This is a genomic window from Tropicimonas sediminicola, from assembly GCF_900188335.1.
Lineage (GTDB): Bacteria > Pseudomonadota > Alphaproteobacteria > Rhodobacterales > Rhodobacteraceae > Tropicimonas > Tropicimonas sediminicola.
Genome location: NZ_FZOY01000001.1, coordinates 17,969 through 31,497, shown reverse-complemented (window position 1 = coordinate 31,497; position 13,529 = coordinate 17,969). Strand labels below are relative to the sequence as shown.

Annotated in this window: 10 protein-coding genes; 5 read left to right on the top strand and 5 right to left on the bottom strand. The window is 65.0% G+C overall.

Annotated elements, in window-relative coordinates; translation table 11 throughout:
- Window positions 1-48 precede the first annotated feature (48 nt).
- The 5 genes from CHB86_RS00130 to CHB86_RS00110 form a co-directional block, all read right to left on the bottom strand.
- Window positions 49-3,255 carry an efflux RND transporter permease subunit gene (locus tag CHB86_RS00130; protein ID WP_089230531.1) on the bottom strand — a complete coding sequence of 1,069 codons (3,207 nt, stop codon included), beginning with the start codon at window positions 3,253-3,255 and terminating at the stop codon, window positions 49-51.
- A complete protein-coding gene (locus CHB86_RS00125; protein ID WP_089230530.1) occupies window positions 3,248-4,228 on the bottom strand; it encodes an efflux RND transporter periplasmic adaptor subunit in 981 nt (326 codons plus the stop codon). The genes CHB86_RS00130 and CHB86_RS00125 overlap by 8 nt, the downstream gene beginning before the upstream one ends.
- Window positions 4,229-4,457: 229 nt before the next feature.
- Complete coding sequence (locus CHB86_RS00120; protein ID WP_089230529.1) at window positions 4,458-5,120, bottom strand: cytochrome b/b6 domain-containing protein; 663 nt, start codon at window positions 5,118-5,120, stop codon at window positions 4,458-4,460.
- 1 nt (window position 5,121) lies between these two features.
- Window positions 5,122-6,702, bottom strand: a complete 1,581-nt coding sequence (locus tag CHB86_RS00115) for a tetrathionate reductase family octaheme c-type cytochrome (RefSeq protein WP_217898242.1) — start codon at window positions 6,700-6,702, stop codon at window positions 5,122-5,124.
- A 539-nt stretch (window positions 6,703-7,241) separates the two neighbouring features.
- Window positions 7,242-8,120: a MurR/RpiR family transcriptional regulator gene (locus tag CHB86_RS00110; RefSeq protein ID WP_281251199.1), complete on the bottom strand. Its 879-nt coding sequence runs from the start codon at window positions 8,118-8,120 to the stop codon at window positions 7,242-7,244.
- A 105-nt stretch (window positions 8,121-8,225) separates the two neighbouring features.
- On the opposite strand from CHB86_RS00110, the gene CHB86_RS00105 reads away from it, so the two are divergent.
- The 5 genes from CHB86_RS00105 (at window position 8,226) to CHB86_RS00085 (ending at window position 13,468) form a co-directional block, all read left to right on the top strand.
- Window positions 8,226-9,038 carry an N-formylglutamate amidohydrolase gene (locus tag CHB86_RS00105; RefSeq protein WP_089231529.1) on the top strand — a complete coding sequence of 271 codons (813 nt, stop codon included), beginning with the start codon at window positions 8,226-8,228 and terminating at the stop codon, window positions 9,036-9,038.
- Window positions 9,039-9,064: 26 nt separating this feature from the next.
- Window positions 9,065-9,589, top strand: a complete 525-nt coding sequence (locus tag CHB86_RS00100) for a TRAP transporter small permease subunit (protein WP_089230527.1) — start codon at window positions 9,065-9,067, stop codon at window positions 9,587-9,589.
- A complete protein-coding gene (locus CHB86_RS00095) occupies window positions 9,589-10,914 on the top strand; it encodes a TRAP transporter large permease (protein WP_089230526.1) in 1,326 nt (441 codons plus the stop codon). Before CHB86_RS00100 ends, CHB86_RS00095 begins: the two co-directional genes overlap by 1 nt.
- Window positions 10,915-10,969: 55 nt before the next feature.
- The gene (locus tag CHB86_RS00090) at window positions 10,970-12,004 is read left to right on the top strand and encodes a twin-arginine translocation signal domain-containing protein (RefSeq protein ID WP_089230525.1); all 1,035 of its coding nucleotides are present in this window, start codon (window positions 10,970-10,972) and stop codon (window positions 12,002-12,004) included.
- Between the two features lie 99 nt (window positions 12,005-12,103).
- Window positions 12,104-13,468, top strand: a complete 1,365-nt coding sequence (locus tag CHB86_RS00085) for a glutamine synthetase family protein (protein WP_089230524.1) — start codon at window positions 12,104-12,106, stop codon at window positions 13,466-13,468.
- Window positions 13,469-13,529: the final 61 nt, after the last annotated feature.

Here is a 13,529-nt window from a genome sequence, read left to right as displayed (position 1 = left end):
ACGAAAATTCGGTGTCGGCGCGGCTCGTGTTCCGCACCGACACTCCGATCACGTGCGGAACACACGGTAGATTGCCGGGATCACCAGCACTGTCAGCAGGGTCGAACTGAGCAGACCGAACAGCAGCGACAGCGCCAGCCCCTGGAAGATCGGATCGGCCAGGATCACCGCGGCGCCGATCATCGCGGCCACGGCCGTCAGCAGGATCGGCTTGAAGCGGATCGAGCCCGCCTCGATCAGTGTCTCGAGCTTGTCCTTCGACGGGTCCGCGTGACGGATGAAGTCGACCAACAGGATCGAGTTCCGGACGATGATGCCCGCGAGCGCGATGAAGCCGATCATCGACGGGGCCGAGAACGGTGCGTTGAACAGCCAGTGCCCGGCCATGATCCCCAGGAAGGTCAGCGGCACCGGTGTCAGCACCACAAGCGGCAGCAGGAACGAGCCGAACTGCGCCACCACGAGGATGTAGATGCCCAGCAAAGCCACGGCAAAGGCCGCGCCCATGTCGCGGAAGGTGATCCAGGTCACCTCCCATTCGCCATCCCAGAGCAGGGTCACGACGCTTTCGTCCTCGGGCTGGCCGTTGAGGCGGATCTCGGGCTTCGTGCCCTCTTCCCACTCCATGGCGTCCAGCACCTCGGCCACGGCGAGCATGCCATAGAGCGGCGCCTCGAATTCGCCCGCCAACTCGCCCATCACCATTTCGGCCGCGCGTCCGTTGTGACGGAAGATGGGGAAGGAGGCGCTTTCCTCCGCGATCTCGACGACGTCGCCCAGTTCCACCACGCCGCGCGCACCGGGAAGGACGTTGGCCGGGATCGGGGTGGAGAGGAACCTCTCGTCGACCACGCGGTCGGATTTGTCCCGCTCGATGGTGATAGGGATCGGGTAGCGGCCGTCGCCGCGATGCGAGTAGCCCACCGTCGTGCCGGCATTCAGGATCCCGAGCGTGTCGAAGACGTCGCTCTCCTGGACGCCGAAGAACTCGAGCTGGTCGCTGGAGATCGTGGCCCTGAGCCGCCGCGGCTGGACGCCGAAGCTGTCGTCCACGTCGACCACGAACGGAACCTCCTCGAAGGCCGCGCGGATTTTCTCCGCAGCCGCGCGACGTGTCTCTCCGTCGGGGCCGTAGACCTCGGCCAGGAGGGTCGCGATCACCGGTGGCCCCGGAGGCGGCTCCACCGTCTTGAGGCTGGTGCCCTCCGGCACCTCAATCCCGGCAATCCGCTCGCGGATCTCCAGCGCGATGTCGTGGCTGGTCCGGTCGCGGTCGGTTTTAGGGGTCAGGTTGACCTGCACATCACCCATCTCCGGCCGCGCACGCAGGTAATAGTGCCGCACCAGCCCGTTGAAGTTGAAGGGCGCCGCGTCGCCGGCATGGGTCTGCGCCGAGACCACCTCGGGCAGTTCCAGAACTTCACGCGCCACCGCCTGTGCGACCGCGTCGGTCTCCTCCACCGAGGCGCCTTCCGGCAGGTCGATCACCACCGAAAGCTCCGATTTGTTGTCGAAGGGCAGCAGTTTGACCGTCACGTCGCGGGTGTAAAGCGCGGCCAGCGAGCCGAACGACAGCGCCGCCGCGAGCAGCAGGAAAACCAGGCTCCCGCCCTTCGTCCGCAGAAGCGGCCGGGCGACAGCGGCATAGATCCGCCCCAGTGCGCCACCATGATGCGCACTGCCTTCGGGGTCGTGCGCGGGCGCGCGCCCCGCGATCTTGACCATCAGCCATGGCGTGATGATCACCGCCACGAAGAAGGAAAAGATCATCGCGGCGGAGGCGTTCGCCGGGATCGGGCTCATGTAGGGGCCCATCAGTCCCGACACGAACAGCATCGGCAGCAGCGCCGCCACCACGGTCAGCGTCGCCACAATGGTCGGGTTGCCCACCTCCGCCACGGCGCGGATGGCCTTGGTGACGCGGTCGGCCTTGTCCGGCATCGCCCAGTGGCGGGCGATGTTCTCGATCACCACGATGGCGTCGTCGACCAGGATGCCGATCGAGAAGATCAGCGCGAAGAGCGACACCCGGTTGAGCGTGTAGCCCATAATCCATGCCGCGAAGAGCGTGAGCAGGATGGTAACAGGGATCACGATGGCGACCACGATGGCCTCGCGCCAGCCGATGGCAAAGAGCACCAGAGCGACGATCGAGACGGTGGCGAGGCCGAGATGGAACAGCAGTTCGTTGGCTTTCTCGTTCGCGGTCTCGCCGTAGTCGCGCGTGACCTCGACATACACGCTGTCGGGGATCAGCTCGTGTTCGAGTTCGTGGACACGGTGCAGAATCCCTTCGGCCACGACCACCGCGTTGGCGCCGGCGCGCTTGGCGATGGCGAGCGTCACCGCCGGAGTACGGGTGATGGTGCCGTCCTCCGCCCGGGTCACATTGGCGACGATGCGGTCCGACGTGTCGGGCACGAAGCTCACGTCGGCCACGTCGCGCACATAGACCGGGCGCTCGTCGCGGGTGGTCAGCAGGAGGTTCGCGACCTCGGACGGGACCTTGAGTGTCTGACCGGCCACGAGCGCGATCTGCTCGCCGCCGTCGCGCACCAGCCCGGTCGAGAAGGCGCGGTTGGCCCCCTGCACCTTGCCGGCGAGTTGCTGAAGCGTGACGCCGTAGAGCGCGAGCCGCTCCGGGTCCGGCGCGATGCGGATGGCTTCCGGGGCCTCGCCGACGATATAGGTGAGGCCCACGTCCGGGATCTTGGCGACCTCGACCTGCAGTTCGCGCACGATGCGCGTCAGGTCATTCGCCGTCACCTCGCTCTGTGGGTCAGCCGGCGTGAGGGTCAGCGAGACGATGGCGACATCGTCGATCCCGCGGCCGACGATCAGCGGGTCGTCGATGCCCACAGGGATCCGGTCCATGTTGGCCCGCACCTTCTCGTGCACCCGCAGGATGGCCGAGTCCGAGGAGGTGCCCACCAGGAACCGGGCGGTGACCATCGCGTAGTCGTCTGCGGTCTGGGAATAGACGTGCTCCACGTCGTTGATGCCCTTGACGATGGTCTCCATCGGCTCGGTCACCAGCTTCATCGCGTCCTCAGCCTTGAGCCCGGGCGCCTGGATGTGGATGTCGACGAGCGGAACCGAGATCTGCGGTTCCTCCTCTCGCGGCAGGCTGACAAGGGCGATCAGGCCAACCGCCAAGCTGGCGAGGATGATGAGCGGGGTCAGCGCGGAACGGATGAAGGCGCTGGTCAGGCCGCCGGCAATGCCGCGGCGCATGGGATCGGACTGGTCACTCATGGTGCGCCACCAGTGTCTCGCCGCCCTTCAGCCCGGACAGGACCTCGATGGCGGGCGCACCGTCGATCTCGACGGCCTCCCCAAGGACGATCGTGCGCTGTACGGGCGCGCCGTCCGGCCCCTCCACGGTGACGAAATCGAGCCCCATGCGCGAGCTCACGGCCTCCGGCGGCACGATCACGGCCTCGGTCACGCCGACAGGCAAGCGCACCGGAACGCGGGCGTCGACGAAATCCTGGCTCAGGCCCTCGACCTCGACATCCGCGATCACCCGGCCGTTCTCGATCTGCGGATAGACCTTCGCCAGGGTGCCGGTCTGCGTCTCCGCTCCGCCGCCGATCCGGATCCCGGCCCCCTCCTCGAGGAACCCCGCGTGGCGCTCCGGCACCGCAAGCCGCAGGAAGAACCCGCCGCCGCCAATGGTCGCGATGGTTTCGCCCGGCATGACGACCGTGCCCGCCGTCACCGGCACGTTGAGCACCGTCCCGGACAGCGGCGCCAGCACCGCGCCCTCGGATTCCTGCTGAAGCAGCACCTCGCGGTTTGCCTCGGCGGCATCGATCTGGCCGGTGATCACGTTCACCTGCGTGCGCAGGGAATCGAGGTTCTGTGCCGTCGTGACACCGCGTTGCAGCAGGCTTTCGCCCCGCCCCAGCTCAGTCCGGGCGTTTTCGAGCTGCGCCTGGAGCGATCGCAGCTGCGCGTCCACGGCGCCAAGCTGCAGCGCCAACTTCTCGTCGCTGACGGTGGCGATCAGGTCGCCCTCCTCCACCCGCGTTCCCTCGGCAACGCCTAGCTCCACCAACGTTCCCCCAAGGCGCGAGCGCGCAGGTATGCTGTCGCGGGTCTCGATGCGCCCGAAAACGGCCTTCCACTCGGGGATTTCCACCTGACGTGCCTGCATGGTGTCTTGCGCCTCGGCGGCGAGCGGCAGGGTCAGGGCGAGCAAGAACGGGATGATGTGACGTGGCATTCGGGACCTCCTGTCCAACCGGCGATCGCCAACATATGCTATTTTGTGAATATTTATCAAGCCCCACCGGGCGAGTCGCGGAGCGAAGCACTGGGAACATCGCAAGCCTACGCCTCAAACGCCCGGAAAACATGGGGTTTGGCCTGCCACATCCCGTCGCAGTGCGGGGTTCGGCGCAGGCGAAAGGCGGCGCATCGCGCCGCCCTCCAGTCTTACCCGCGCTTCTGCCTCAGGCGACAGGCTTGATCCGGCCGGGTTCGTCGGCCTCCAGGTAGGCCTCTTCCGCCGGTGTCAGTTCGATGTCGTCATAGCCCGTGAACATCGGCCGGATGTGCTGCCAGACCGAATGGCCGGTGGTCATCAGGTAGAGATGCATGACGATGAACGACAGGATCCCGAAAGCAGCCAGCACGTGCAGGTTGCCCACGATCTCGATCCAGAACCCGGACCCGGCCGCCGGCTCCCACAGGCGATAGGTCAGGTAGGCGATGCCGGTGATCCAGATCGTCGGGAAGATCAGCAGCTTGAGCGCCAGGTAGGCCATCGCCTGCAGCGGGTTGTGCTTGCGCCAGTAGGCCTTGCGATAGGGGTGCTTCTCGCCCTTGAAGATGCCGAAGGAGTAGAAGCGGATCACCTGCCACAGCCCGTCCGACGTCGGCACGTAGTGCTTCCAGGTGCCGGTGGTGAAGTGCCAGAAGATCGCGAAGACCCAAAGCACCATCAGCAACAGCGCCGAGTAGGTGTGCACCACCACGGCCTGATCGTAGGGGATCATCTCGTGGATGCCGTAGAGCCGGAACCCGGTGAAGGTCATCACCAGCACGAGCACCACCTGGCCCCAGTGCCAGAACCGTTCGAACGGCGGGTAGATCTTGACCAAACGTTCGGACATCTCAGTGCTCCTTCATGTTCTTGCGGCCGAAAAAGCGCATGATCGCGTGGCCGATGATGCCGAGAAGCGTCAACGCGAGGATCACGGCGCCCAGCTTGCCGCCCGGTCCCATCGGGTTGGCGCCCGGAATGTGGATGCCGGCGATATTGGCGAGACGGCCGTTCTCCTTGTGGCACTCCTCGCATTGCACCGCGTCCTTGGCCGGGGCGACCATGTGGGTGATGGGCCAGAACATCTCGGTGGAGACGAAGTCGAAGCTGCCCGAATACTCGGTGCCCGACGCCGCCGCGCCCGCCTCGAAGGCCGTGTCCCAATCCCACTTGCCCCAATAGGCGGTATCGGAGCCCGGGCCGAAGAGATGCGGATAGAGCAGCCGGTTGCGCTCGGTGTCATAGGGCTGCTTGCCCCGCATGACCTTGAACGGCCAGATCCGGCTCTTGTCGTCCTCCTGGCTGCCGGAGATCGTGTTGACCAGCATGATCTCGCCCGGAACGACGTCCTTGTCGGCATTGGCATATTCGACCTGTCCGTCGAACCAGAAGTATTCCGGCTTCAGGTCCTCGCCCCACTCGAAATCGCCCTTCATCGAGTCGTAGGTCGGCTTCTTCTTGCCGCTCTTCGATTCGTATTCGGCGACCTTGAACGGCTTGCCTTCATCGTTCTTCTTGCCGGCCGTCGACCAGTCCCAGACGGTCTTGGTCGGCACGCCGCCCTTGGCATATTCGGGAATATGGCAGGTCTGGCAGGCGATTTTGTCGCGGTGCGAGTTCAGCTTGAAGCCGATCAGCGTCAGGCTGTCATGCGGCTCGGTGTCGTGGCAGCTCTCGCAGGTCGCAACATCGTGCCGCTGGCCCGGGAGCGGAACGCCCTCGGTGTCCTTGGCCGTCACGTTGTAGCGCGAGCCGTGCCACTGGTGCTGGTCGGAGACATGGCATTCGCTGCAGGTGAAGTTCAGCCCGTCGGAGGCCATGTGCACGTCGATATCCTCGGTCGGATTGTGCATCACCGAGCTGAGGTCGCCGTGTTTCACGTTGTCGCCGCCGCCGCCGTAGAAGTGGCAGTTGCCGCAATTGTCGCGGTCAGGAAGGCCGACGCTCTGGGCGACCAGCTTGAGGTCCACCGGCTGGGCCGGCTTGCCCATGTTGGTCATGGCGCCTTCCTTGACCTCCTTGCCGAAGGGCTGGCCGGCGCCGGCGGGGATCTTGGCATAGGTGTCGGACTTGTCGTGGCAGACAAGGCAATCGACCGCATTGGCCTCCTGCGGAGGCGCTTCGTTCATGTCCTTCCAGCCGAAGCCCACGTGGCAGGAGGTGCAGCGCGGTTCGTTGGCCGCAACACCCACGCAATAGGAGTTGATGACATTGTTCTTGCCGAGGTCCTGACCGGTCACCGGGTGCTCGTAGTCCCAGGTCCAGTGGATCGACTGCTTCACCTGGTCCGAGGCCTCGGTGTGGCAGGTCAGACAGGCCGCCGTGACCTCCGGGCCGCTGGCGAACTCCTTCTGGAGCACCTCCAGCTTCGAATGGTCGACCGTCGTGCCGGAGCCCTTGTCCGGCGGCACGGCCGCCTCTTGAGCCGCCACGGCTCCGGCTCCTCCAAGAGCGAGAGCGAGGCTGACGATTGCCAACGTCTTTCCGGGTAGCATGAACGGGTCCCTCCATCTCCAGGCGGCGCGGGCGCACCTGACCGCCTCCAGAGATACAGGGGCGCGAAACGCCCTGCCTTGATCCAACACAAATTATGAATATTTGAATTTATCCGACGAAAACAAAAATGTATTTCACAGATACTTCTATAATCGACCCCAAATGCCCACAATGAGGCGAAGGGTAACGCCATCAGATTTTTTTGTGCATTTATTATACACATTAAGAGCTGCCGACACCGAAAAATCGTGCCCAAATCACCATCTCGGGAGCCCATCGCACGCGCCCCTTGCTCAATGATTCTCGACGCAGCCGTCGCCGATTCGCTTGCATTCGTGCCGCTTGCGCTCCTGCGAGCGACGTCGACTGCCGCATCATCGTCAGGCCGGGCCGCGCCCGACGCGGCCCGCCACACAAGCGGTTAAATCAACAACGCATATGCATCTTGAACGGAGCACGTCAGCTGCCCGCCAGCTCAGTCCGGGGACCGGAACAGCCGGGTCGTCGAGAACATGGCTTCGAGCTCCTCGATCCGGTGGCGGCTCTGCTCCCAACGAGCGCGCTGCACCTCGGCAATCAGCGCCTCGACGATGAGCATGATCGCGATGGTGGAGTCCCAGCTCGACGGCACCTCCACCTGCGCATGGAAGACATGCTGGGCGACCTTGCCGATGGGCGAGCCCCACTGGTCGGTGAACAGCACGAGCTTGCAGCCCCGCTCGCGGGCAAGCGTCGCCAGCCGGAACATGTCGCTCTCGTAGCGGCGAATGTCGAACAGCACGAGCGTCGCCGTCTCGTCCATGTCGAGGATGTACTGCGGCCAGACATTCACCGAATTGCCGATCTGGGTGACGTTCGGGCGAATGATCTGCAAGTGGTTGAAGAGGTAGTCGGCGTTCGACCGGGTGATCCGCCCGCCGGCAACATAAACCTGCCGGCCGGTGTCGGCGAGCAGCCCCGCGACCGCATCGAACTGCGCCCGGTCCAGCCGTTCCAGCGTGTGGCGCAGGTTGTCGGCGACGGCCTCGGCAAAGCGGTTGACGGCATGCTCGTCGCTGCCCCCGGAAGCCCAGTCCTCGTGCTTGGAGATCGGCTTCTTGATCTGCGCCGCCACCTCGTCGCGCAGCGCCTCCTGAAGCGTCGGGAAGCCGTCGAACCCCAGCTTGCGCGCCATGCGGATGACCGTCGGGGTAGAAACCTCCGCCGCGGTGGCGAAACGCGTGATCGATTGCAACCCGACCATGGGATAGTCGCGCAGCAGGACATTCGCGAGCTGCAGTTCCGAACGGGTCAGCTCCGACATGTTGTCCTGCAGAAGCTGCTTCACCGTTTTCCTGGGGACGGTTCCGGACACGACCTGCCTGCTTTCATAACATATTCTACAGGCTAAAATCGCTTTGTAACGATGTCTACAGAAATCTTGTTGACAGGTCAGGAACGGGTCTGACCAATGGGAGGCATGATCCAAGCGACCGAGTCATCCCTGCTCGGGCCGAAGGAAGGCCCGCCTGTCCGCACCCTGAATGCGGGCGGCCGCGGTGGCTTCGTGCTGGTCTGCGAACATGCATCGCGCTTCATTCCGGCAGCCCTGGGCGAGCTCGGGCTGGACGAGGAAGCCAAGCATTCCCACGCGGCCTGGGACATCGGCGCCCGCGACCTGGCTGTCGAACTGATGGCGGAGCTCGACGCGCCACTTGTCGCCGCGCGGGTCTCCCGGCTGGTCTACGATTGCAACCGCCCGCCCGAGGCCCACGACGCCGTCCCCGCCCGGAGCGAGCGTTTCGAGATTCCCGGCAACCGGGACTTGGCCGCAGCCGCCCGCGAACAACGCGCCCGCGAGATCTACGCCCCCTTCCGCAAGGAACTGACTGGCACGCTCGACCGGCGCAACGGGCCCGCCCTGCTGGTGACGATCCACAGCTTCACGCCCGTGTACATGGGCCGCGCGCGCGAGGTCGAGCTGGGCCTGCTGCATGACGCCGACGCGCGGATGGCCGACGCGATGATGGCCATCGCGAGCCGTCACACCGGGATGGCCACGGCGCTCAACGCGCCCTACGCCGCGAGCGACGGGGTTACCCATACCTTGCGGGACCACGGGGTCGCGCGAGGCCTCGCCAACGTGATGATAGAGGTGCGCAACGACCTGATCGACACGCCGTCGGGCGTGCACCGGGTGGCGGCGGAACTGGCCGGCTTGCTGCGGGAGATCGCCCCTCCCATGCTCGCCGATACGGCCGCGCCGGCCACCGCAGAGACAACGACGGACTGACAGGCAGGAAGACGAACGGGCCGGACATGGAATTCGCCAGACGCTACATACGCCTCATAGACGGGATGAACCGCATCATAGGCCGCATCGTGATGTACGGCATCTTCGTGATGATGGGCATCCTGCTGTGGTCCTCGATCTCCAAGACCTTCTTCCTGCCATCGCTCTGGACGCTGGAAATGGCGCAATTCGCCATGGTGGCCTATTACATGCTCGGCGGCCCCTACTCGATCCAGATGGGCTCCAACGTGCGGATGGACCTGCTCTACGGCGAATGGAGCAACCGCCGCAAAAGCCAGATCGACGCGATCACCGTGCTGTTCCTGATCACCTACCTCGGCTTCCTGCTCTGGGGCGGGATCGACAGCACGATCTACTCGTTCCAGTACGGCGGCGAGCGTAGCCCCACTGCCTGGCGTCCCTATCTCTGGCCGATCAAGGTGATCATGGTGACCGGCATCTTCCTGATGCTGCTGCAGGCGATCTCGGAACTGCTCAAGGACATCCTGCGCCTCAAAGGCGTGCCCTATCCGCGCGAGGAGCAGATCTGATGTCCTACGACATGATCGCCATCCTGATGTTCTCCTCGATGATGCTGATGCTGCTCACCGGGCAGCGCGTCTTCGGCGCCATCGGCTTCGTTGCCGTCATCTCCGCCTACTTCCTGTGGGGCGACCGCGGGGGATACGACCTCGGCTTCTCGGCCGCGATGAAGCTGATGAAATGGTATCCGCTTCTGACGCTGCCGATGTTCATCTTCATGGGGTACATCCTCAGCAACAGCCGCATCGCCGACGACCTCTACAAGATGTTCCATGTCTGGATGGGCGGCCTGCGCGGCGGTCTCGCCATCGGGACCATCGGATTGATGGTGCTGATCTCGGCGATGAACGGTCTGTCGGTCGCCGGCATGGCGATCGGCGCCACCATCGCGTTGCCGGAGCTGCTGAAGCGCGGCTACGACAAGCAGATGGTGACGGGCGTGATCCAGGCCGGCTCCTCGCTTGGCATCCTCGTGCCGCCCTCCGTCGTGCTCGTGCTCTATGCGATGATCGCGCGCCAGCCGGTCGGCCAGCTCTGGCTCGCCGGCGTCGTCCCGGGGCTGATGATGGCCGCGATGTTCGTCATCTACATTGCCCTGCGCTGCCGGCTCCAGCCATCGCTCGGCCCGGTTCTGCCGGAGGAGGACCGCGACATCCCGATGTCGGAGAAGCTGGCCCTGCTGCGCGCCGGCCTGCTGCCGATCTTCATCTTCGCGGCGATGATGGTACCCTTCGTCAATGGCTGGACCTCGCTCGTCGAAAGCTCCGCCATCGGAGCGCTCGCGGCCTTCCTCGCCGCCGTGGTGAAGCGCCGGATGACCTGGGAGGTCTTCGAGCATTCGGTGCGCGCCACCCTCGGCATCACCTGCATGTTCATGTGGATCATCCTCGCCGCCCTCGCCTTCGGCGCGGTGTTCGACGGGCTTGGCGCGGTCAAGGCGATCGAGAGCGTCTTCACCGAGAAGCTCGGGCTTTCCCCGTGGATGATCCTGATCCTGATGCAGCTCAGCTTCATCCTGATGGGCACCTTCCTCGACGATACCGCCATGCTGGTGATCGTCGCGCCGCTCTACGTGCCGCTGGTCAAGGCGCTCGGCTTCGACCTGATATGGTATGGTGTGCTCTACACCATCACCACGCAGATCGCCTACATGACCCCGCCCTTCGGCTACAACCTGTTCCTGATGCGCGCGATGGCGCCGCCAGAGATCCGGCTCAAGGACATCTATGTCTCGATCATCCCCTTCGTCTTCGTGATGGTCGGCGCGCTGACGCTGGTGATGGTCTTTCCCCAGATCGCGCTCTGGCTGCCCGAGTACGTCTATTCGAAGTAACCACCAGACCCCGAGAACGGGGCGACAACCCTAGGAAACCAACAGGAGGTTGGACATGACGACGAGACGGAATTTCCTCAAAGGCTCCGCCGCGCTGGCGCCCGGAGCGGTGCTGGCGACGCCGGCGCTCGCCCAATCCACGATCAAGTGGCGGATGCAGACCTATGCCGGCCCGGCCCTCGCCGAGCATGTGATCGACCCTGCGATCAAGATGTTCAACACCATCGCCGGCGACCGGATGCAGATCGAGCTGTTCTACGCCGACCAGCTCGTGCCGACGGGCGAGCTGTTCCAGGCGCTCCAGCGCGGCACCATCGACGCCGTGCAGTCAGATGACGACTCGATGGCCTCGCCGACCGAGGTGACCGTGTTCGGCGGCTACTTCCCCTTCGCCTCGCGCTACTCGCTCGACGTGCCGGTGCTGTTCAACCAATACGGACTGAACGAGATCTGGGATGCCGAATATTCCAAGGTCGGGGTCAAGCACATCTCCGCCGGCGCCTGGGATCCCTGCCACTTCGCCACCAAGGATCCGATCAACTCGCTGGCAGACCTGCAGGGCAAGCGGGTCTTCACCTTCCCCACCGCCGGCCGCTTCCTGACCCAGTTCGGCGTGGTCCCGGTGACCCTGCCCTGGGAGGACATCGAGGTCGCCGTGCAGACCGGCGAGCTGGACGGCATCGCCTGGTCGGGCATCACCGAGGATTACACGGTCGGCTGGGCCGACGTGACCAACTACTTCCTCACCAACAACATCTCCGGCGCCTGGGCCGGCAGCTTCTTCGCCAACATGGACCGCTGGAACGAGCTGCCCGACGATCTGCAGACCCTGTTCCGCGTCTGCTGCGACCAGTCGCATTACTACCGCCAGTGGTGGTACTGGGGCGGCGAGGCCAGCCTGCGCGTCAACGGCGACAAGATGCAGCTCACCACGATCCCCGATGCCGAATGGGCGACCGTCGAGGAAGCCGCCGTTGCCTTCTGGGACGAGATCGCCGCGGAATCCGAGACCAAGGCCAAGGTCGTGGAGATCATCAAGAAGTACAACGCCGACATGCAGAAGGCCGGCCGGCCCTACCGCTACGGTTGACCCCGCGACCACAGAAGGGATCGGCCCGCAAGGGCCGGCCCGACAAAAGGAAAATGACCGGCCCCTCGGGGCCGGTCGCCGATTGACAAGAGGACGAACATGCCCGCCCCGCTCACTTTCGACGCCCTGAAAGCCGCCGTCGACGACGGCTCCATCGACACCGTCCTGGTCTGCCAGGTCGACATGCAGGGCCGGCTCATGGGCAAGCGCTTCCATGCACGGAACTTCGTGGACCATGCCTGGGAAGAGACCCACTGCTGCAACTACCTGCTGGCGACCGACCTCGAGATGGCCACGCCCGACGGCTACGCCTCAACCTCCTGGGCCGCAGGCTACGGCGACTACGTGATGAAGCCCGACCTCGCCACCCTTCGCCCGGTGCCCTGGCTCGACGGCACGGCTATGGTGCTCTGCGACATCCTCGACCATCACAGCCACGAGCCGGTGCCCCATGGTCCGCGGCAGGTTCTGAAAGCGCAGATCGCCCGGCTCGAAGCGATGGGCCTCAGCCCGATGATGGCGACCGAGCTGGAGTTCTTCCTCTTCGAGAAGAGCTTCGAGGAGATCCGCAAGTCCGGCTACCGCGACCTGGAGACGCTCTCCGGTCACAACGCCGATTACAACATCCTCCTGAGTGGACGCGACGAGCTCCTGATGCGCCCGCTGCGCAACCACCTGGTCGCCGCCGGCATCCCGGTGGAGAATACCAAGGGCGAGGCCGAGACCGGCCAGGAAGAGCTGAACATCCGCTACGCCGATGCGCTCGCCTGCGCCGATCACCACACCATCGCCAAGCATGCGACCAAGGAGATTGCCTGGCTGCACGGCCACGCCGCGAGTTTCCTGCCCAAGTGGCACCATGACAAGGTCGGCAGCGCCAGCCACGTGCACATGTCGCTCTGGAACGGCAGCGAGCCTGCGTTCTATGATGCCGAAGCGCCGCATGGCATGTCCGGCCTGATGCGCAACTTCTGCGCCGGCCTGCTGCGCTATGCGCCGGACTACACCTTCTTCATGGCGCCCTACGTCAACAGCTACAAGCGCTTCGTGAAGGGCACCTTCGCCCCCACCAAGACCGCATGGTCGGTGGACAACCGCACCGCCGGCTTCCGGCTCTGCGGCGAGGGCACGAAGGGCGTGCGCATGGAATGCCGTATCGCCGGCTCCGACATGAACCCCTATCTCGCCCAGGCCGCCTTTCTGGCCGCCGGGATCAAGGGGATCGAGGAGAAGCTGGAGCTACCCCCCGCCACCGTCGGCGACATCTACGAGGACAGCGACGCCGGCGAGATCCCCCACACGCTGCGCGACGCGACCGAAACCCTTCGCAACTCCGCGATGTTGCGGGAGGCGATGGGCGATTTCGTCGTCGACCATTACACCCGCTGCGCCGAAGTCGAGCAGGAAGCCTTCGACCGCGTGGTGACCGACTGGGAGCTCTCGCGCGGCTTCGAGGGCGCTTGACCCATCTGCCCAGCCCCTGCCGCGGGGCCGGGCCACTCACAACGGCTGAACTGGAAGAGCC